The sequence below is a fragment of the Pinisolibacter aquiterrae genome (assembly GCF_019160155.1).
GTDB classification, from domain to species: domain Bacteria; phylum Pseudomonadota; class Alphaproteobacteria; order Rhizobiales; family Ancalomicrobiaceae; genus Pinisolibacter; species Pinisolibacter aquiterrae.
In genome coordinates this window covers 157,025-176,011 of record NZ_JAFNIH010000025.1, presented here as the reverse complement: position 1 = coordinate 176,011, position 18,987 = coordinate 157,025, and the positions used below count along the sequence as shown (strand labels likewise).

Annotated in this window: 18 protein-coding genes; 14 read left to right on the top strand and 4 right to left on the bottom strand. The window is 68.4% G+C overall.

The features are described from left to right. Positions 1-54: 54 nt before the first annotated feature. Positions 55-993, bottom strand: coding sequence for a LysR family transcriptional regulator (locus tag J3S89_RS10295; protein WP_217927429.1), 939 nt, complete (start codon positions 991-993; stop codon positions 55-57). A 109-nt stretch (positions 994-1,102) separates the two neighbouring features. Between J3S89_RS10295 and J3S89_RS10290 the strand changes: the two genes are divergently transcribed. The 7 genes from J3S89_RS10290 to rpe all read left to right on the top strand — a co-directional run bounded on the left by J3S89_RS10290 (position 1,103) and on the right by rpe (position 9,282). Continuing rightward, entirely contained in the window at positions 1,103-2,560 is a 1,458-nt protein-coding gene (locus J3S89_RS10290) for a form I ribulose bisphosphate carboxylase large subunit (RefSeq protein ID WP_217927572.1), read from the top strand. Between the two features lie 93 nt (positions 2,561-2,653). Beyond that, the gene (locus J3S89_RS10285) at positions 2,654-3,046 is read left to right on the top strand and encodes a ribulose bisphosphate carboxylase small subunit (RefSeq protein WP_217927428.1); all 393 of its coding nucleotides are present in this window, start codon (positions 2,654-2,656) and stop codon (positions 3,044-3,046) included. 220 nt (positions 3,047-3,266) lie between these two features. Beyond that, positions 3,267-4,184 (top strand): CbbX protein, encoded by a 918-nt coding sequence (gene cbbX / locus J3S89_RS10280; protein WP_217927571.1) that lies wholly within the window; start codon positions 3,267-3,269, stop codon positions 4,182-4,184. A gap of 88 nt (positions 4,185-4,272) precedes the next feature. Beyond that, a complete protein-coding gene (locus J3S89_RS10275; RefSeq protein ID WP_217927427.1) occupies positions 4,273-5,331 on the top strand; it encodes a class 1 fructose-bisphosphatase in 1,059 nt (352 codons plus the stop codon). 53 nt (positions 5,332-5,384) lie between these two features. Then, a complete protein-coding gene (locus tag J3S89_RS10270; RefSeq protein WP_217927426.1) occupies positions 5,385-6,260 on the top strand; it encodes a phosphoribulokinase in 876 nt (291 codons plus the stop codon). A gap of 216 nt (positions 6,261-6,476) precedes the next feature. Beyond that, positions 6,477-8,489, top strand: coding sequence for a transketolase (tkt, locus tag J3S89_RS10265; RefSeq protein WP_217927425.1), 2,013 nt, complete (start codon positions 6,477-6,479; stop codon positions 8,487-8,489). Between the two features lie 130 nt (positions 8,490-8,619). Then, the gene (gene rpe / locus J3S89_RS10260; RefSeq protein WP_217927423.1) at positions 8,620-9,282 is read left to right on the top strand and encodes a ribulose-phosphate 3-epimerase; all 663 of its coding nucleotides are present in this window, start codon (positions 8,620-8,622) and stop codon (positions 9,280-9,282) included. Positions 9,283-9,423: 141 nt separating this feature from the next. On the opposite strand, the gene J3S89_RS10255 is transcribed toward rpe, so the two are convergent. The 3 genes from J3S89_RS10255 to dsrE2 all read right to left on the bottom strand — a co-directional run bounded on the left by J3S89_RS10255 (position 9,424) and on the right by dsrE2 (position 11,782). After that, a complete protein-coding gene (locus J3S89_RS10255; RefSeq protein WP_217927422.1) occupies positions 9,424-10,695 on the bottom strand; it encodes an OmpP1/FadL family transporter in 1,272 nt (423 codons plus the stop codon). 300 nt (positions 10,696-10,995) lie between these two features. Beyond that, positions 10,996-11,223: a sulfurtransferase TusA family protein gene (locus J3S89_RS10250; protein WP_217927421.1), complete on the bottom strand. Its 228-nt coding sequence runs from the start codon at positions 11,221-11,223 to the stop codon at positions 10,996-10,998. A 58-nt stretch (positions 11,224-11,281) separates the two neighbouring features. Further along, positions 11,282-11,782 carry a sulfur carrier protein DsrE2 gene (gene dsrE2, locus J3S89_RS10245; protein WP_217927420.1) on the bottom strand — a complete coding sequence of 167 codons (501 nt, stop codon included), beginning with the start codon at positions 11,780-11,782 and terminating at the stop codon, positions 11,282-11,284. A gap of 197 nt (positions 11,783-11,979) precedes the next feature. Between dsrE2 and J3S89_RS10240 the strand changes: the two genes are divergently transcribed. From J3S89_RS10240 to J3S89_RS10210, 7 genes are all read left to right on the top strand, one after another. After that, positions 11,980-13,089 (top strand): acetoin utilization protein AcuC, encoded by a 1,110-nt coding sequence (locus J3S89_RS10240; RefSeq protein WP_217927419.1) that lies wholly within the window; start codon positions 11,980-11,982, stop codon positions 13,087-13,089. Between the two features lie 164 nt (positions 13,090-13,253). After that, positions 13,254-14,303 (top strand): radical SAM protein, encoded by a 1,050-nt coding sequence (locus J3S89_RS10235; RefSeq protein ID WP_217927418.1) that lies wholly within the window; start codon positions 13,254-13,256, stop codon positions 14,301-14,303. After that, complete coding sequence (locus J3S89_RS10230) at positions 14,300-15,406, top strand: geranylgeranyl reductase family protein (RefSeq protein ID WP_217927416.1); 1,107 nt, start codon at positions 14,300-14,302, stop codon at positions 15,404-15,406. The genes J3S89_RS10235 and J3S89_RS10230 overlap by 4 nt, the downstream gene beginning before the upstream one ends. After that, positions 15,403-16,659 (top strand): radical SAM protein, encoded by a 1,257-nt coding sequence (locus tag J3S89_RS10225; protein ID WP_217927415.1) that lies wholly within the window; start codon positions 15,403-15,405, stop codon positions 16,657-16,659. Before J3S89_RS10230 ends, J3S89_RS10225 begins: the two co-directional genes overlap by 4 nt. A 1-nt stretch (position 16,660) precedes the next feature. Next, positions 16,661-17,737, top strand: a complete 1,077-nt coding sequence (locus tag J3S89_RS10220; protein WP_217927414.1) for a lipoate--protein ligase family protein — start codon at positions 16,661-16,663, stop codon at positions 17,735-17,737. 154 nt (positions 17,738-17,891) lie between these two features. Continuing rightward, the gene (locus J3S89_RS10215; protein WP_217927413.1) at positions 17,892-18,272 is read left to right on the top strand and encodes a DsrE family protein; all 381 of its coding nucleotides are present in this window, start codon (positions 17,892-17,894) and stop codon (positions 18,270-18,272) included. Between the two features lie 69 nt (positions 18,273-18,341). After that, positions 18,342-18,785, top strand: coding sequence for a glycine cleavage system protein H (locus J3S89_RS10210; RefSeq protein WP_217927412.1), 444 nt, complete (start codon positions 18,342-18,344; stop codon positions 18,783-18,785). The last annotated feature ends 202 nt before the right edge of the window (positions 18,786-18,987 follow it).

Genomic DNA, 18,987 nt, shown 5'->3' with positions numbered 1-18,987 from the left:
CCTCTCCACAGGCAATGCGCGGCCGGACGGGGAGGGGACGCGGAGTGGGGCCGGTCAGTCCTCGCCCGGCCGATCCGGAACGCCGGGGATCCTCGGCAGGAATTCGAGTCCCCGGCTGGTCACGAAGTCGACCAGTGCCCGCGTCGCCGGCATCGGCCGCTTGCGGGCGAGCCGCACCACGTACCAGCGCCGCCACAAGGGCAGGCCCTCGACGTCGATCAGGGCGAGGCGCTCGTCCTCGAGTTCGGCCGCCACCGTGTGCGCGGAGATGAAGGTGAGGCCGAGGCCGGCGATCACCGCCTGTTTGATGGTCTCGTTGGAGCCGATCTCCATGCCGATCTTCGGCGAAATGCCGGCCCGGGCGAGGAAGTGCTCCATCAGGGTGCGGGTACCGGAGCCCGGCTCGCGCACCAGGAAGGTCCGCCCGGCGAGCCGCTCCGGGGCGATCGGCCCGAGCCCGACCAGGGGATCGTCGGGGGCGGCGACCACCACGTGGGGGTGATCGCCGATGAGCGCGCTCTCGACCGGCACGTCCACCGGCGGCCGCCCCATGATCGAGAGATCGACGTCGCCGGCCTCGAACCGCGACAGAATGTCCGAGCGGTTGCCGACCACCAGCTCGAGCTCGACGCGGGGATGCTCGCGGGCGAAGGCGGCGAGGAGGCGCGGGGCGAAGTACTTCGCGGTCGAGACCACCCCGACCGTCACGCGGCCGCCGTCGGGCGAACGCATCGCCTCGATCGATTCGCGGGCGTCGGCGAGGATCTTCTCGATCCGCCGGGCCGCGTCGAGGATCTCCTGGCCCGCCGCCGTCGGCGAAAGTCCGCCGCCGTCGCGCTCGAACAGGGCGAGACCGACCTCCTCCTCGAGCAGCTTCATCTGCGCCGTCACCGCCGGCGGCGTGACGTGCAGCGCCTCCGCGGCGGCGGCGAAGGAGCGGCCGGCGTGAGCGGCGACGACCATGCGGAGTTGCTTCAAGGTGACATTGCGCATGTCATTCAGTTTATCTGAACTCTCAGCAAAGGAAATACGAATTTATTTAATCCGACGATGTGGGCAGTCTCCCTTCACACGAAAACCAGGGAGCGCCCCGATGACCGTCATGGAAAAGCCCACCGCCAAGATGGATGCCAAGAAGCGCTACAGCGCCGGTGTCTTGAAGTACGCTCAGATGGGCTACTGGGACGGCGACTACGTGCCCAAGGCGACCGATCTCCAGGCGCTGTTCCGCATCACCCCGCAGGAGGGCGTCGATCCGATCGAGGCCGCCGCCGCCGTCGCCGGCGAGAGCTCGACCGCGACCTGGACGGTGGTGTGGACCGATCGTCTGACCGCCTGCGACAGCTACCGCGCCAAGGCCTTCAAGGTCGAGCCGGTTCCCAATCAGCCGGGCCAGTACTTCTGCTGGGTCGCCTACGATCTGGTGTTGTTCGAGGAGGGCTCGATCGCCAACCTGACGGCCTCGATCATCGGCAACGTCTTCTCGTTCAAGCCGCTCAAGGCCGCTCGGCTCGAGGACATGTACTTCCCGCCGGCCTATGTGAAGACCTTCAAGGGTCCGCCGACCGGCATCGTCGTCGAGCGCGAGCGTCTCGACAAGTTCGGCCGGCCGCTGCTCGGCGCCACCATCAAGCCGAAGCTCGGCCTCTCGGGCAAGAACTACGGCCGCGTCGTCTACGAGGGTCTGGCCGGCGGGCTCGACTTCACCAAGGACGACGAGAACATCAACTCGCAGCAGTTCATGCACTGGCGCGACCGCTTCCTCTACTGCATGGAAGGGGTGATGCGCGCCACCGCCGCCACCGGCGAGACCAAGGGGCACTATCTCAACATCACCGCCGGCACCATGGAGGAGATGTATCGCCGCGCCCAGTTCGCCAGGGAGATGGGCTCGGTCATCGTCATGGTCGACCTCGTCATCGGCTGGACCGCGATCCAGTCCATGGCCGAGTGGTGCCGCGCCAACGACATGATCCTGCACATGCATCGCGCCGGCCACGGCACCTACACCCGCCAGAAGAACCACGGCGTGTCGTTCCGCGTCATCGCCAAGTGGCTGCGTCTGGCCGGCGTCGATCACCTCCACACCGGCACCGCCGTCGGCAAGCTCGAGGGCGATCCGATGACCGTCCAGGGCTACTACAACGTCTGCCGCGAGACCAAGAACGCAGTCGATCTGCAGCGCGGTCTCTTCTTCGAGCAGGATTGGTGCGACCTGCGCAAGGTCATGCCGGTGGCGTCGGGCGGCATCCATGCCGGCCAGATGCACCAGCTCCTCCACCTCTTCGGCGACGACGTGGTGATGCAGTTCGGCGGCGGCACGATCGGTCACCCGATGGGCATTCAGGCCGGCGCGATCGCCAACCGCGTCGCCATGGAGACCATGGTTCTGGCCCGCAACGAAGGGCGCGACATCATGGCCGAGGGTCCGGAGATCCTGCGGGACGCCGCCAAGTGGTGCAAGCCGCTCGAGGCCGCGCTCACCACCTGGGGCAACGTGACCTTCGACTACGCCTCGACCGACACCTCCGACTACGTGCCCACCCCCGTGGCGAGCTGAGCCTCCCTCGGCTCGACACTCGGAGACGGCGCTCGCGTGCCTGTCCGCGCGCCGTCTCCGCCCCCTTCACCGCTTCCGAGCGAGGACCGACCGATGAGACTGACCCAAGGCGCCTTCTCCTTCCTGCCCGACCTCACCGATACCCAGATCTCCGCCCAGATCGAATTTGCGCTGGCGCAAGGGTGGGCGGTGAGCATCGAGACCACCGACGATCCCCATCCCCGCAACACCTATTGGGACATGTGGGGCATGCCGATGTTCGACCTCAAGGACGCCGCCGGCGTGATGATGGAGCTGAAGGCGGCGCGCACGGCCCTGCCGGAGCGCTACATCCGCATCAACGCCTTCGACAGTACCCGTGGCTGGGAGACGGTGCGTCTCGCCTTCATCGCCCATCGTCCGCCGGTCGAGGCGCGCTTCGCGCTCGACCGGGTCGAGGCCGAGGGCCGTGTCCAGCGCTACGCGCTGCGTCGCGTCCCGGCGTGAGGCGAGGGGCGTTCCGTCACCCCCGGGCCCGGCCCGGGGGCTCCCATGCGATCCTTCGTTCCCCCGCGAGGACATGTCGCATGGAGGAGCGGGCCGCGCCCGGCCATGAGGGATGACGGACGACGACGGCGAAGGACGGTCCCGGCGCGGGGCCGACGGCAGAGGAACGATGCGGCTCCGGTCCGGCCGGGATCCGCGACACGAGGTTCGACCGATGACCATGCTCGCCGACCCCATGCCCGGCACCGAGACACCCGCCCCGCCGCTTCGGCAGGCGCTCAATCTCGCCGACATGTATCGCGACAGCGAGATCGGCCCGTTGCTCGCCGAACTCGATCGCGATCTGATCGGTCTCCAGCCGGTCAAGCAGCGCATCCGTGAGATCGCCGCCTATCTCCTCGTCACCAAGGCGCGGCGGGAGCTGGGGCTCGAGACCTCGACGCCGACGCTGCACATGGCGTTCACCGGCAATCCCGGCACCGGCAAGACCACGGTCGCGCTGCGGATGGCGGGGATCCTCCATCGGCTCGGCTACGTCCGGCGCGGTCATCTGGTCTCGGTCACCCGCGACGATCTGGTCGGCCAGTACATCGGCCACACCGCGCCGAAGACCAAGGAGGTGCTGAAGCGGGCGATGGGCGGCGTGCTGTTCATCGACGAGGCCTATTATCTCTATCGGCCGGAGAACGAGAAGGACTACGGTCAGGAGGCGATCGAGATCCTGTTGCAGGTGATGGAGAACCAGCGCGACGATCTGGTCGTCATCCTCGCCGGCTACGCCGATCGGATGCAGACCTTCTTCTCCGCCAATCCGGGCTTTCGCTCGCGCATCGCCCATCACATCGACTTCCCCGACTACGACGACGAGGAATTGCTCCGCATCGCCGATCTGATCGCGGAAAAGGAGGGCTACCGTTTCGACGAGGGGGCCCGGGCGGCGCTCGCCGACTATGTCGCGGCGCGGCGCAATCGTCCCGACTTCGCCAATGCCCGATCGATCCGCAACGCCTTCGACCGCGCCCGTCTGCGCCAGGCGATCCGCCTGTTCGAGGCCGGCGGCGAGGTCGACGCCGACGCGCTCTCCACCATCACGGCGGCGGAGATCCGCTCCAGCCGAGTCTTGTCCCGAGACGGTTGAGGCCGAGATCGGGACGCCAAGTTCGCGAAGACGAACAGAGTCAAGAAAACGATAAAAAGACAAAGGGAAACGACGAAAGGTTCACGTCATGCGCGAAGCAGCGAACACCCCCGATCTGGCCAGCCGGCTGGAGACTTGGGCGGGCACCGATCCGGTCCGTCTCGACGTCGCGAGCACGGTCAACGTCCTGGCGCGCGCCTGCGGCGAGATCGCCCTGCTGATCGCCGCCGGGCCGCTCGCCGGAGCGATGGGCGCCTCGCTCGGCGCCGACAACGGCGGCGGCGACGTGCAGAAGGAGCTCGACGTCCGCTGCGACACGATCATCCGCGAGGCCTGCAAGGCGGCGCCGGTCGCGGCGCTGGCCTCCGAGGAGGCCGACGTCGCGATCCCGCTCGACCCCGAGGGGCGTCTCCTGGTGGCGGTCGATCCGCTCGACGGCTCCTCGAACATCGACACCGACGTCTCGGTCGGCACGGTCTTCTCGATCCGGCTGCGTCCGGAGACCGGCGATCCGACGGCGGATGCCGCCTTCCTGCGGCCGGGCCGCGAGCAGCTCGCCGCCGGTTACGTCGTCTACGGTCCGCATGTCGCGCTGATGCTGACGATCGGCGAGGGGGTCGATCTCTACGTCCTCGACCCGGCGCGGCGGCGGTTCATGTTGGTGAAGGCCGGCGTGCGGGTGCCGGAGGAGGCGCGCGAGTTCGCCATCAACATGTCGAACTACCGCCACTGGGACGACCGCGTCCGCGCCTATGTCGACGATCTCATCGCCGGCCGCGACGGCCCGCGATCGAACGACTACAACATGCGCTGGATCGCCTCGATGGTCGCCGAGGCACACCGCATCTTCATGCGCGGCGGGATCTATCTCTATCCCGGCGACGACCGGAAGGGCTACGCGGCCGGCCGCCTGCGCCTCGTCTACGAGGCGGCGCCGATCGGCATGCTGATGGAGCAGTCCGGCGGCCGGGCCAGCGACGGCGAGACCAACGTCCTCGATCTCGTACCGGAGAAGCTGCACCAGCGCGTGCCGCTGATCTTCGGCTCACGCCTCAAGGTGGAGCGCGTGGAGCGCTACCTCACCAGCGGCTGGGGACATTCGGAGCGTTCGCCGCTCTTCTCCAATCGCGGTCTGCTCTCCGCCTGATCTCGCCCGTCCCGCTCGTTTCGACGCCTTTCGCACCAGAGGACGCCCGTCCCATGTCCGTCAAGCATCCGATCATCTCCGTCACCGGCTCCTCGGGCGCCGGCACCACCTCGGTCAAGCGCACCTTCGACCAGATCTTCCGCCGCGAGGGCATCACCGCCGCCAACATCGAGGGTGACGCGTTCCACCGCTACGACCGCACCGAGATGAAGCGCATGATGGCCGAGAAGGCCGCCGCCGGGGACCACCACTTCTCGCATTTCGGCGCGGAGTCCAATCTCCTCGCCGAGCTCGAGGAGACGTTCCGCTCCTACGGCGCCACCGGCAACGGCCGCACCCGCACCTATGTCCACGACGCCGACGAGGCGGAGCAATACGGCTCGCCGCCCGGCACATTCACCGACTGGCGCGCCTTCGAACCGGGGTCCGATCTCCTCTTCTACGAGGGTCTGCACGGTGCGGTCGTCGCCGACGGGATCGACATCGCCCGCCATGCCGATCTGAAGATCGGCGTCGTCCCGGTCATCAACCTCGAGTGGATCCAGAAGCTGCACCGGGACAAGGCGACCCGCGGCTATTCCACCGAGGCGGTCACCGACACGATCCTGCGGCGCATGCCCGACTACGTCACGATGATCGTGCCGCAGTTCACCAAGACCGACATCAACTTCCAGCGCGTGCCGACGGTCGACACCTCCAACCCCTTCATCGCCCGGACCATCCCGACCCCGGACGAGAGCATGGTGGTGATCCGCTTCCGCGATCCGCGCGGCATCGACTTCGCCTATCTCCGGACCATGCTGCACGACAGTTTCATGAGCCGGGCGAATTCGATCGTCATCCCCGGCGGCAAGCTCGACCTCGCCATGCAGCTGATCCTGACGCCGATGATCCTCAAGATCGTCGACCGCAAGCGCCGGTCGAGCTGAAGGAGGGGAGAGGCCGCCCGTTCCTCTCCCCCACCGTCATCCCCGGGCTCGCCCCGGGGATCCATGAGGTGCACCGGAGCCTTCGAGGCCGGACCGACGACCGGGTCGCGCCCGGTCCCGACGGAGACCGAGGCACCCGCGACGCGAGGACCGCGACGACCGGGTCGCGACGCGTCGATCGAGCAACGAACGAGACCTTCGTCAGAGGACCCCCCGATGAACGCCCCCACCACCGTCGACACCGCCCGTCCGGGCTCGCTCGCCTGGCCCGTCACCGCCGCGCTGCGCGCCCTCGCCATGGACGCGGTCGAGGCCGCCAAGTCCGGTCATCCCGGCGCGCCGATGGGCATGGCCGAGATCGCCGCCGTGGTCTGGCGCGATCATCTGAGGCACGATCCGCGGAACCCGTCCTGGCCGGATCGCGACCGTTTCGTGCTCTCCAACGGGCACGGCTCGATGCTGCTCTACGGGCTCCTGCATCTGACCGGCTACGACGTCTCGATCGACGACCTGAAGGCGTTCCGCCAGCTCGGCTCCAAGACCCCGGGGCACCCGGAAGTCGGCCATACGCCGGGCGTGGAGACCACCACCGGCCCGCTCGGCCAGGGTCTCGCCAATGCCGTCGGCTTCGCGCTCGCCGAGCGCACGCTCGCCGCCCAGTTCAACCGGCCGGGCCACACGATCGTCGATCACCGCACCTTCGTCTTCCTGGGCGACGGCTGCCTGATGGAGGGCATTTCCCACGAGGCGGCCTCGCTCGCCGGGTCGCTCGGGCTCGGCAAGCTGGTGTGCTTCTGGGACGACAACGGCATCTCGATCGACGGCAAATGCGCCGAATGGTTCGCCGACGACACGCCCGGCCGTTTCGAGGCCTATGGCTGGCACGTGGTGCGCGGTGTCGACGGGCACGATCCGGTGGCGATCGAGGCGGCGACCCGGGTGGCGCTCGCCGAGACGGCCAAGCCGTCGCTGATCTGCTGTCGGACCGTGATCGGTCGCGGTTCGCCGGGCAAGGAGGGCAGCGAGAGCTGTCACGGTGCGCCGCTCGGTGCGACCGAGATCGCCGCCGTGCGCGCGGCGATGGCCTGGCCGCACGCGCCCTTCGAGATCCCGGAGAGCGTCCGCGCGCAATGGGACGCACGCGCCGCCGGCGCCGCCCGTTCGGCCGAATGGGCCGAGTGCTACGCCGCCTATGCCGCCGCCCATCCCGATCTCGCGGCCGAATTCTCGCGCCGCGTCGAAGGCCGGCTCGCGCCGGACTTCCACAAGGGGCTCGACACCGCGCTCGCGGCCTGCGAGGCGGCGGGCACCGTCGCCAGCCGCAAGGCCGGCCAGATCGCGCTGGGCGCGCTCGCCGAACACGTGCCGGAGTTCCTCGGCGGTTCGGCCGACCTGTCGCATTCGAACCTCACCGTCCACAAGGGCTCGGTGCCGGTCAGCCGCGACCCCGCCGGCAATCAGGTTCTGTGGGGCGTGCGCGAATTCGGCATGGGGGCGATCGCCAACGGGATCGCGCTGCACGGCGGGTTCATCCCGTTCTGCTCGACCTTCCTGGTCTTCTCCGACTATGCCCGCAACGCCATCCGCATGGCCGCCTTGATGAAGCAACGGGTGATCTGGGTGCTGACCCACGATTCGATCGCGCTCGGCGAGGACGGCCCGACCCATCAGCCGATCGAGCATGTCGAGAGCCTGCGGCTGATCCCGAACCTCGACGTGTGGCGGCCGGCGGACGCGGCGGAGACGGCGGCGGCCTGGGGGGCGGCGCTCGCGCGCACCGACGGTCCCTCGGCGCTGATCCTGTCGCGTCAGAACCTGACGCCGCAGCCGCGCACCGCCGTTCCCGGCGCCCAAGGCGCCCATGTCCTGCGGGCGCCGGACGATGCGCGCGTGACGCTCCTCGCCACCGGCTCGGAGGTCGGCCTCGCCGCCGCCGCCGCCGATCTCCTGGCGAAGGAAGGGATCGACGCGCGTCTCGTCTCCATGCCCTGCGTCGAGGCGTTCGAGCGCATGAGCGCAGAGGAGAAGGCGGCGATCCTGCCGAAGGACCTGCCGATCGTCGCGATCGAGGCCGGCACCACGCGCGGTTGGCGCGGCGTGGTCGGCGAGCGCGGAGCGGTGATCGGCATCGATCGCTTCGGCGAGAGCGGCCCCGACAAGGCGCTGCTGGCGCATTTCGGCTTCACGCCGGAGCGCGTCGCCGAGACGGTGCGCGCCGTCCTCGCCTGACGAACCCGATACGTCCCCCGACCCGAGGGACGGCCCGGAGAGAGGGATCCGCGTCGGCCCGCGCCTCTCGCTCTCCGGGCATTTCTTTCCCCCCACGGTCCGCCGGCGACCGTCGCTTCAGAGGTGCGCCATGCTCCCGCTCGTCATCGCTCCGTCGATCCTCTCCGCCGACTTCGCCCGCCTGGGCGAGGAGGTCCGCGCCGTCGAGGCGGCCGGCGCCGACTGGATCCATTTCGACGTGATGGACAATCACTTCGTCCCCAACCTGACCTTCGGCCCGATGGTGCTCCAGGCGATCAAGCCCTGGACGAAGCTCAAGATCGACGCCCATCTGATGGTCGAGCCGGTCGACGCGCTGATCGAGAGTTTCGCCGACGCCGGCGCGGATCTGATCTCGATCCACGTCGAGGCGACGAAACATCTCGACCGCTCGCTGCGGCTGATCCGCCAGAAGGGATGCGAGGTCGGCGTGGTGCTCAATCCGGCGACGCCGGTCGCGACGCTCGACTGCGTGCTCGATCAGGTCGATCTGGTGCTGCTGATGTCGGTCAATCCCGGCTTCGGCGGGCAGGCCTTCCTGCCGCACGTGCTCGACAAGATCGCGGACGTGCGCGCCCGCATCGATCGCTCCGGGCGCGCCATCCGCCTCCAGGTCGACGGCGGCGTCGCCCCGGACACGATCGGCGCGGTGACGAAGGCCGGCGCCGACACGGTGGTGGCGGGCTCGGCGATCTTCAAGAAGGCCGACTATGCGGCGGCGGTCGCGGCGCTCAGGGCCGGCGCGGCCGCGTGAGGCGAGGGGGCGTCGGTGGGGGGGCCATCCAGACGGCCCTCGCCTGCCCGGGAGGTCGCAAGCACTCGCGACCGAAGGCGGAAAACGGAAAACGGCGCCGGATCGCTCCGGCGCCGTTTCTTCGTTCGATCCCCTCGGAGATCAGAACTTGTAGCTGTAGCCGAGCGAGACCTCGTACTGCTCCATCGACAGCGAGATCGGCTGACCGAACATGTCGACGCCGTCGAGACGGGCGCGCGGCACATAGGCCACGGCCAGATCGATGCCGGAGTTCTTGTTGAGCTGATAGCTCATACCGGCCGAGACGTGGTCGGTGACGATGCCCGGGGCGAAGATGTTGAAGAACGCGTCCTGGGAGCGGACCGGGTTGGTGTTGTGCGAATAGCCGACCCGCAGCGTCGCGTCCGCGGTGACCTTCCACGCGGCGGCGAAGGCGAAGACGTCGACGTCGCGCCAGCCGAAGCCGGGGCCGCCGCTGGCGCCGAGCGGAACCGCGCCGAGGGTCGCCGAGGTGTTGGCGATCGCCGGGACGGACGCATAGAAGATGTGGCGATAGTCGGCCATCAGGGTCACGCCGGGCATGGCGTCCCAGGCGACACCGGCGGTGACGTTGGCGGGAATGTCGAAGCTGCCGCCGTCGGCGAAGAGGCCCGAATACCTGTCGAACTTGGTCGACCAGATCGGGGTCTGACCGGACAGGCCGAAGCGCACGCCCGGGGTGACGTTCCACTGCAGACCGGCGCGCACGCCGGCGCCATAGGACCAGTCGTCACCGTTGTTGGTGAGATTGGTCGGCGAGGCGGAGAAGCCGGTGAAGGCGGCGAGGCCCGAGGCGCGGAACTTCTGGATGGCGAAGACCGGGGCGACACCGACCGAGAAGTCGCCCATGCGGCGGGCGTAGCCGACCGACACGAACATCTGCTCGAGGTTGACGCCGGCCTGACCGCCGCAGAAGAGACCCGTGCCGCCGCCGCAGGCGGCGAAGGCGCGCGCCATGCCCGGCCAATCGGTGTTCATGCCGCCGTTGCCGAAGACCGCGACGCCCCAGGCCGACTGCGCGTCGATCTGGCGGGAATAGGCCATGTTCGGCATCAGGAAGAAGTTGCTCTCGCTGGTGGTCGTGCCGCCCGGGAGCATGCCGAAGCCGTTCGCGGTGACGTCGCGCTGGGGCGAGAACACGGTGAAGGCGGCGTTGAAGCGATCGCCGATCGAGACGAGACCGGCCGGGTTGACCGAAAGGCTCATCGCATCTTCCGGATTGGCGACGCCGGCGCCCGACTGCGCCTTCTGGATCGTGCCATAGCCGGTCTGGAAATAACCTTCGGTGGCGTTCGCGGCCGAGCCGGCCCCGAGAAGGGCGGTGGCGGCGAGCGCGAGCGCGGAGACCCCGCCGACGAGATGCCTGATCGTCATACTATCCCCCAATGCGGTCCCGAGACCTTCGGTCCGCCCATCGCACCCGCGTGGCCCGCGCGGGAACGTTCTTGCTTGTTCTTGGGCGAGGATCCGGTGGAAGAGCGCCTCGCGTCCCCCTCCCGGACCCCCGAGACCGACGAACCCCCCGGCCCGCCGATCGTCGACACTCCGATATTCCAGTCGCCCCGAAAGGGCTGAACCACCGAATGCCTCTCGCGGTGGAGCCGCGTCGGACGTCGGTGGTTCCATTCCTCTTCCGGTCGCGTCCCCGTCGCTTCCGGTAGATCGTGATCTCGCTCACGCCGCGCGGCGAATGACGAATCTGAACACCGCACCGTCCTGCGATTGTTCCACCATTTCGTTCCCGGTGGTACGGCAGAAGGCGGCGAAGTCGGCCACGGAACCGGGGTCGGTGGCAATCACTTCCAGAGTGTTGCCGACCGGCAACTCCTTGAGCATCTTCTTCGTCTTGATGATCGGCAGCGGGCAGTTGAGACCCTTGGCGTCGAGGACCTGATCGGCCATGACGAAACCCTTTCGTGGGAGGTCGTGGGGAAGGGGAGCGCCGGCATGCGGCCGGCGCTCAGATGTAGAGGTTGATGTCGGACTTCAGGGCGTTTTCCATGTAGGTGGCGGCGCCGCCGAGCGTGATGCCGTCGATCATGTCGTTCCTGTCGAACTCGAACAGATCCATCGTCATCTGACAGGCGATCATCTTGACGTCGCACTCGATCGCCATGTCGCGCAGCTCCTCGATCGAGGCCACGCCCTTCTTGGCGATCATGTTCTTCATCATCTTGGACGCCATGGCGTCGACACCCGGCAACATGCCGATCAGATTGGGCATCACCATGTGGGTGCCCATCATCGGCATCGCCATCGCCGGGTTGCCCAGCGTGGTCACCTGCAGGTCGAGCTTCTTCTTGAGGAGCGGCAGACCATAGAAGGTGAAGAAGAGAGTCACGTCGACACCCATCGCCGCCGCGGTCGTCGCCAGGATGAAGGGCGGGTAGGCCCAGTCCAGCGACCCCTTGGTCACGATGATGGTCATCGACTTGGGCTTGTTGTCGTCTTGTTCGCTCATCGTCGGACATCGCCTCCTGACGGTCTGATCATGCGTCGTTGCCGTCTTTCAGGGCATATTCGCATATCAGAATGCTGCGATGGAAGAGGGGTAGGCCCGCCGCCCCGGCGTCGCAAGTCTGTTGTTTTGCGAAGGAAATCCGCTGCACTGCGGTGTTCGCAGACGCGAAGGAAAGACGTGAACAATTGAAATGTCGAATGAAATTCCTCAATGAAGCCGTCGTCGTCGCCTCCGACGTCTACCGTCGTGCGGCGTACGGCCGCAATCATCCGCTGGCGATCGCGCGGGTCGAGACCGCTCTGGACCTCGCCGGCGACCTCGGTTGGCTCGCCGGGCGGGTCCATTCGTCCCCCGTCGCCGACTGCGACCTGTTGACGCGGTTTCACACCCGCGACTGGGTTTCGGCACTCGCGGCGGCCGATGCGAGCGGGGTGGTGGCGCCCGAGGTCCGGGCCCGGCACGGGCTCGGGGGGATGGAGAATCCCCTCTTCGCCGGCGTGTTCGAGCGCGCCTCGACCAGCGTCGGCGGGTCGTTCGAGGCGGCGCGTCTCGCCCTCGACGGGCGCGTCGCGTTCCATCCGGCCGGCGGCACCCATCACGGCCGGCCCGACGGGGCCTCGGGCTTCTGCTACTTCAACGACCCGGTCTTCGCGATCCTCGGCCTGCTCGACGGCGGCCTCGAGCGGGTCGCCTATGTCGATCTCGACGCCCATCACGGCGACGGGGTCGAGAATGCCTTCGCGAGCGATCCGCGCGTCTGGACGATCTCGATCCACGAGGCCGGGCGCTGGCCGGGGACCGGCGCCCTCGACGATCGCCGCGAGGGCAGGGCGCGCAACGCGCCGGTCCCACGTGGCATCGTCGACGCCGAATACGATCTCCTGATCACCGAGGGCGTGGCGCCGATTCTCGAGCGGCTGGAGCCGGAGGCGGTCGTGGTCACCTGCGGCGCCGATCCGCTCCTGGGCGATCCTCTGTCGAGCATGCGACTCTCCAACGGCGCGCTGTGGCGGGCGGTGACGCAGGTCATCGCCCACGCGTCCCGGGCCGTCGTGCTCGGCGGCGGCGGCTACAATCCCTGGACGCTGGCGCGGTATTGGGCCGGATTGTGGGGCGTTCTCGCCGGATTCCCGTTGCCGGGGACCCTGCCGGAGGTCTCGCGCGCCCGGCTCGCGGCGCTCGACTGCGACCTGGTCGAGGAGGAGGACCGCGATCCCGCATGGACGACCACCTTGGTCGATTTGCCGAGCGAAGGGCCGATTCGAGACGAGATTCGGACCATCGCGGGCGCGATCCGGGCCGGCTGAAGAAAATGTGAACCGATTAGAAACGCAAATTGCGCGATCGGCCAACTTGCCGCATGGTTTCAGGGTTCATCCCGATTGCGTCGGACGGTGAATGGGAGTTACCTCGATCGAAATATCAGAAGTTTCGCATGTGAGACTCGAAACGAAGCGAGGGAGAGCGTCGGATGGGTTGGTCGGAAGCGATCGCCGCGATCGAGCCGCTCGAGGATGCCGTCTTCGATGCCGCCCTGCTCGCCGAGATGGAACGGGCGGCGGCGGGCCGGTCCCAGCGTGGGCCGATCCGTTTCTCCACGCCCACCTTCAAGGAATATGAGACGAGCGAGCTCTCGGGCTGTTCCAAGGGGACGTTCCCGGCCTTCTCGATCACCGGCTCGGCCTGCGCGCTGAACTGCGACCATTGCCGCACCGAGATCCTGAAGCCGATGATTCCGGCGCTCAGGCCGGAGGAGTTCGACCGGCGCGTCCGCGACATGATCGCGCTCCGCGGGCTCTCCGGCTTCCTGCTCTCCGGCGGTTCCGACAAGCGCAACGAGATCCGCTACGAGCGCTTCTATCCCGTCATCGAGGGGCTGAAGCGTGACTTTCCCCATCTGAAGATCGCGATCCATTCCGCCCTCATCGACCGCGTCCGCGCCCGCGCCATGGAGGCGGCCGGCGTCGACACGGTGATGATGGACGTGATCGGGGCGCAAGAGACGATCGCGCAGGTCTACCATCTCGACCGGCGGGTGGAGGATTTCGAGGAGACGCTGGCGGCGCTGACCGAGACGGGGATGGAGGTCGTCCCCCACATCGTCGTCGGGCTCCATTACGGCCGCATTCTCGGCGAGGCGCGGGCGCTCGACATGGTGGCGCGTCACCCGGTCCATTCGCTGGTCTTCGTGGTGATCATGCCGTTCTACGCCGCGCCCGGCACTTTCGAGACGCCGGATACGGCCGAGGTGGGGCGCATCTTCCTGGAAGGCCGCGCCCGCGTGGCCGATCGCGACGTGCTGCTCGGCTGCGCGCGGCCGGCCGGCATGCACAAGCGCGTGACCGATGCCTATGCCGTCATGGCCGGCCTCGACGGCATCGCCTTCCCGGCGGAAGGCGCGGTCGAGGTGGCGCGGATGATCGGCCGGCCGCACACGCAACAGATGGCCTGCTGCTCCATGAAGGAGACCCGCGACGGTCTGATCGAGGGGAGGGGGCGGATCGCCCCCTGCGCGGCATGACCGGGGCGGCGCTCGAGGCTTGCGACGTGGTCGTGGTCGGGCTCGGCCCGGCGGGAGCGTCGGCGGCGCGGGCCGCCGCGCGGGCCGGCGCCCGCGTGATCGGCCTCGACAAGCGCGTCCGGCCCGGCGAGCCGGTGCAATGCGCGGAATTCGTGCCGCTGTCGCTCGGCTCCGAAGTGGAGGCGCTCGGGCGTTTCGCGGTTCAGCCGATCGCGGCGATGGAGACCTACACGGAAGGCGACGGCCCGCGACGCGACGCGCTGCCCGGCTGGATCATCGATCGGGCGCGGTTCGACGCTGGGCTGGTCGAGGCGGCGCGCGAGGCGGGGGCCGAATGTCGCTTTTCCGCTCCCGTCGCTCGGGTCGACGCCTCCGGCGTGACGCTCTCCGACGGATCGCGGATCGAGGCGAGGGTGATCGTCGGCGCCGACGGTCCGCGCTCGGCGGTCGGCCGGGCCATCGGCTCGGTCAATCGGGTGGTCTCGCACACCCGCCAGATCACCGTGCCGCTGCTCGAGCCCCACGACGCCACCGACATCTTTCTCTCCGCCACCATGCCCGGCGGCTACGGCTGGCTCTTTCCGAAGGGGTCCGTCGCCAATCTCGGCCTCGGCGTCGACGCGCCGGCGCGCGGCTTCCTGCGGGTCCTGCTCGAAGGGCTCCAAGCGACGTTGGTGCGCGAGGGGCGGATCGGCTGGGACGTGCTGGCGATCACCGGCGGGCTGATCCCGGCCGGTGGCCTGCTGGCGCCGTCGGGACGGCTCGGCGGCCGCGAGGTGATCCTGGCGGGCGACGCCTGCGGCCTCACCAATCCGATCACCGGCGCCGGCATCGCCTCCGCCGTGATCTCCGGCCGGATGGCGGGCGAGGCGGCAGCCGCGCGCATCGCCGGGGAGAGAGCCGCGCTCGAGGACTACGCCGAGGAGATCGAGGATCTCTTCGCCCCCGCGCTCACCCGTGCGGTCGCCCGCCGCGAGGCGATCGTCGCGGCCTGCGCCCGCCATCGGGCGACGCCCGCCGATCTCCAGCGCGCCTGGATCGCCTACGACGACTATTGGACCGCGCCCCTCGAGGCGGCGCCACATTCGGGAGTAGCCGCATGAGCTGCCTGGAAACCCACGGGACCACCCGGCCCACCACCGCCGGCGCCCCCGACTTCAACCCCTTCGACGCGATGGCGCCGCGCGCGCCCGCCGTCGTTCCCGCCTCGGCCAAGAACGGCGCGCGAGTGAAGGCCGGTGACGTGGCGCCGCGTGGCGTCTATCTGCCGAACGACAACATCCAGACGCCGAACATGCGTTCGCCCGACTACGTCCAGGTGTCGACGGCGGCCGCGATCTCGCTCGGGCTGATGGGCGGCAAGATGTATCGCTGCTCCTGCACCCATTGCCTCAATCTCCTGCTCACCTACCCGGAAGGCTGCCGCGCCAACTGCGCCTATTGCGGCCTCGCCCGGCACCGGGAGGCGGACCGCGACTATGCCGACCGCAACTTCATCCGCGTCGACTGGCCGGCGGTGCCGATGACCGAGATCGTCGACATCGTGAAGCGCCAAGGTCCCAAGACCAGCTTCCACCGCATGTGCATCTCGATGATCACCCATCCCGACTCGGATGCGGACACGCCGACGGTCCTGAAGACCTGGACCGATCGGATCGATCCGTCGGACATCCCCGTCTCGATCCTGTCGAACCCGACCACGATGGAGCGCGCCGACGTGCAGCGCCTCAAGGATCTCGGCGCCGACATGTTCACCGTCGCCTTCGACGCGGCCACCCCGGACATCTTCGAGCGCACGCGCGGCAAGACCGTCGACGGGCCGCATCGCTGGGAGCGCTATTGGGAGGTGATGGGCCACGCCGCCGACATCTTCGGCCCCGAGAAGATCGGCGTGCATCTGATCGCCGGCATGGGCGAGACCGAGGCGGAGATGCTGGCGATGGTCCAGCGGGTCAAGGACATCGGCGGCCACAGCCACATGTTCTCCTTCTTCCCCGAGAAGGGCTCGCTGATGGACCATCTGCCGGCGACCCCGCGCGACCAGTGGCGCCGGGTTCAGCTCGGCCGTTACCTCATCGATTATCGCGGCCTTCGCGTCGACCAGATGCGGTTCGACAATCATGGACGTGTCGCCGATTTCGGCCTGCCGCGCGCCGAGCTCGAGACGGTGATCGAGGCGGGCACGGCCTTCCGCACCTCCGGTTGCCCGGGCAAGGTCGCCGAGGACGTCTCGGCCTGCGACCGGCCCTATGGCGACAGCCCGGTCTCCGACATCGCCAGCTTCCCGTTTCAGCCGAACAAGCGCGATCGCGCCAAGATCCGCCGTCAGCTGAACCTGCCCAAGGTGGATGCCTGAGATGGGTCCGGTCTTTCGCGTCATCGACACCGGGGTTCGCGGCGGCCGCGCCAACATCGCCTTCGATCAGGCTCTGATCGAGGCGCACAAGGCGGGCGAGATCCCCGACACGATCCGCTTCCTGACCTTCTCGCCCTCGGCGCTGGTCGGGCGGCATCAGTCGTTGTCGCGCGAGATCCGGCTCGACTGGTGTCGCCAGAACGGCGTCGAGACGGTCCGGCGCATCACCGGCGGCGGCACGCTCTATATGGACGAAGGCCAGTTCGGGCTGGAACTCGTGTTCCATCGCCGGAGCCTCGACCTTCCGACCCTCGCCGATGTGGCGCGGGGCGTGTGCGAATCGATCGCCCTCGGCCTGACGAAACTCGGCGTGCCCGCCCGCTATCGGCCGCGCAACGACATCGAGGTCGAAGGTCGCAAGATCTCCGGCACCGGCGGCTTCTTCGACGGCGACACGCTGTTCTATCAGGCGACGATCCTCGTCGACATGGATCCCGTACGCATGTTGGCGGCGCTGAACGTGCCCGAGGCGAAGCTCGCCAAGCGCGCGCTCGACGACGCCGGCGCCCGCGTCACCACGCTGAAGACGCTCCTCGGGCCGGCCACGCCGTCGACCGAGGCGGTCCGCGCGGCCCTCCTCGAGGGGCTCGCCGAACGGCTCGGCATCGCCACCGAATGGGGCGCGATCACCGCGCGCGAGGAGGAGCTCGCCGCCCATGCCCATGACGAGGAGATCGGGACCGACGACTTCGTCGCCGAGATCGATTCTCCCCCCGTCGAGGCCGGTCACGCCGCCAAGCACGGCGCGGGCGGGACGATCGAGGCCTGGGTGCGCCGGGAAGGGGCCTCCGACGACCGGATCCGCGAGGTCCTGATCACCGGCGACTTCTTCGTGACCCCGCCGCGCACCATCCTCGACCTCGAGGCGGTGCTGCGCGGGGCGCCGGTCGCGGAGATCGGCGAGCGGATCGAGCGCTTCTTCGCCGAGGCGCGCGTCGGCGCGCTTTCGGCGGGCGCCGGCGATTTCGCCGAGGTGGTCGAAGCGGCCGCGACCGGAAAGCCACTTTCCATCTCGTGAGGTGGAAAGCAGCCTTCCACCCGATTGTTTTGTCGCAGAGGAAAAAGACGGACGACCAACAGCGAATCCGGACTTAACATTAGAATATCATAATGTAGAGCCCCGACGCGGGGGCCGGGAGGCACTCCGCGCGAACCTCGACGGGAGACGTCACGTGGCCAGCAAACTCTTGATCGTCATGTCGAACACCGATCCCCGCAACGGTCAGGAGCTGGGTGCTCCGCTGTTCCAGGCGACGGTCGCCGCGGCGATGGACTACGAGGTCGAAGTGATCATGACCGCCGCCTCCGGCATCCTCCTGAAGAAGGGCGAGGCCGAGAAGCTGGTGGTGAAGCCGGGCAGCCCGAAGTCGGTCTACGACTTCATCAAGGACGCCCACGGCGCCGGGGTCGTGTTCAAGTCGTGCTCGCCGAACCTCGATCTCTTCGAGATGACCGCCGACGACCTCATTCCCGAGTGCTCCGGCGTGGTCGGCGCCGCCTACATGCTCGAGAAGATCATGGAAGACGACGACCTTCGCGTACTCACCTACTGACGAGACGGGCGTGGGGCAGGGCCCCGCGCCTCTCGCGTCCGATGTCATCCTTCTGAGAGGAAACGAAAAATGCCCGTGGTGCGTGGATGCAACCTTCCCGACGATCTCCTCTACGACGTCGAAAGCCACACCTGGTACCGTGAACTCGACGGCGGCAAGGTGCAGATCGGCATGACCCAGGTCGCCGTGGCGCTGGCCGGCAAGCTCGTCGCCTTCACGCCGAAGAAGGTCGGCAAGCCGATCGCGGCGGGCAAGTCCTGCGCGACGGTGGAGAGCGGCAAGTGGGTCGGCCCGGCGAAGTCCGCCGTCGGCGGCAACGTGCTCGCGGTCAACGACGCTCTCGTCGCCACCCCGACGCTCGCCAACGAAGACCCTTATGTGAAGGGCTGGATGATCGAGCTCGAGCCGGAAGGCTGGGACGCGGTCAAGCCGACGCTGACGCCGGGCGCGGCCGTCTCCGACAAATACGAGGCCAAGATGGCCGCGGACGGGTTCGCCGGCTGCGCCGGCTGAACCTTCGACGACGCATCCATGCTCGCTGAACGCGGACCCGCACGGCGCGGGTCCGCGCGAGGAGGCGTATGTCTCGACGCCTTCGCGGTGCAGCATGCGCTCGCACTCGCAGCACGATCCAAGTCCGTGAAATTCCTCGAGAAATTCGTCATCGGACTTGAGAAAATCGTCCTCGGACAGGTATCGTGTTGATCCGGATCAA

Coding starts and splice junctions, on each gene's coding strand:
- J3S89_RS10225 (WP_217927415.1), top strand. CDS start 15,403: ATGAGCTGCCTGGAAACCCACGGGACCACCCGGCCCACCACCGCCGGC.
- dsrE2 (WP_217927420.1), bottom strand. CDS start 11,782: ATGAGCGAACAAGACGACAACAAGCCCAAGTCGATGACCATCATCGTG.
- J3S89_RS10255 (WP_217927422.1), bottom strand. CDS start 10,695: ATGACGATCAGGCATCTCGTCGGCGGGGTCTCCGCGCTCGCGCTCGCC.
- J3S89_RS10240 (WP_217927419.1), top strand. CDS start 11,980: ATGAAATTCCTCAATGAAGCCGTCGTCGTCGCCTCCGACGTCTACCGT.
- tkt (WP_217927425.1), top strand. CDS start 6,477: ATGAACGCCCCCACCACCGTCGACACCGCCCGTCCGGGCTCGCTCGCC.
- J3S89_RS10220 (WP_217927414.1), top strand. CDS start 16,661: ATGGGTCCGGTCTTTCGCGTCATCGACACCGGGGTTCGCGGCGGCCGC.
- rpe (WP_217927423.1), top strand. CDS start 8,620: ATGCTCCCGCTCGTCATCGCTCCGTCGATCCTCTCCGCCGACTTCGCC.
- J3S89_RS10210 (WP_217927412.1), top strand. CDS start 18,342: ATGCCCGTGGTGCGTGGATGCAACCTTCCCGACGATCTCCTCTACGAC.
- J3S89_RS10270 (WP_217927426.1), top strand. CDS start 5,385: ATGTCCGTCAAGCATCCGATCATCTCCGTCACCGGCTCCTCGGGCGCC.
- J3S89_RS10290 (WP_217927572.1), top strand. CDS start 1,103: ATGGAAAAGCCCACCGCCAAGATGGATGCCAAGAAGCGCTACAGCGCC.
- cbbX (WP_217927571.1), top strand. CDS start 3,267: ATGCTCGCCGACCCCATGCCCGGCACCGAGACACCCGCCCCGCCGCTT.
- J3S89_RS10230 (WP_217927416.1), top strand. CDS start 14,300: ATGACCGGGGCGGCGCTCGAGGCTTGCGACGTGGTCGTGGTCGGGCTC.
- J3S89_RS10275 (WP_217927427.1), top strand. CDS start 4,273: ATGCGCGAAGCAGCGAACACCCCCGATCTGGCCAGCCGGCTGGAGACT.
- J3S89_RS10295 (WP_217927429.1), bottom strand. CDS start 993: ATGCGCAATGTCACCTTGAAGCAACTCCGCATGGTCGTCGCCGCTCAC.
- J3S89_RS10250 (WP_217927421.1), bottom strand. CDS start 11,223: ATGGCCGATCAGGTCCTCGACGCCAAGGGTCTCAACTGCCCGCTGCCG.
- J3S89_RS10285 (WP_217927428.1), top strand. CDS start 2,654: ATGAGACTGACCCAAGGCGCCTTCTCCTTCCTGCCCGACCTCACCGAT.
- J3S89_RS10235 (WP_217927418.1), top strand. CDS start 13,254: ATGGGTTGGTCGGAAGCGATCGCCGCGATCGAGCCGCTCGAGGATGCC.